Source organism: Pseudoalteromonas sp. CR1 (assembly GCF_019392235.1).
GTDB lineage: Bacteria > Pseudomonadota > Gammaproteobacteria > Enterobacterales > Alteromonadaceae > Pseudoalteromonas.
In genome coordinates this window covers 1-263 of sequence record NZ_JAHXRM010000338.1, presented here as the reverse complement: position 1 = coordinate 263, position 263 = coordinate 1, and the positions used below count along the sequence as shown (strand labels likewise).

Genomic DNA, 263 nt, shown 5'->3' with positions numbered 1-263 from the left:
GTGATGACCAAGCCGAAACCCTGCTGTTTCGCCTGTTGCGCGGGGCGGGCGTGCGCGGGTTGGCGGCAATGCCCGTGCATCGCCCGTTGGCGGATGGACACTTGGTGCGACCATTGCTGGATGCCTCGCGTGCTGAGTTGGAGGCATACGCCCAGCAACACCAGTTGACGTGGATCCAAGACCCTTCCAACGCCGATTCGCGGTTTTCCCGCAATTACCTGCGCCATCGTGTCGTCCCGGTGCTGGCGGAGCGTTGGCCTCAA

Annotated in this window: 1 protein-coding gene; it reads left to right on the top strand. The window is 63.5% G+C overall.

Annotated elements, in window-relative coordinates:
- Nucleotides 1-263: tRNA lysidine(34) synthetase (locus tag KZZ04_RS21850; RefSeq protein WP_219423948.1), on the top strand; the 263-nt coding region annotated here is incomplete at both ends.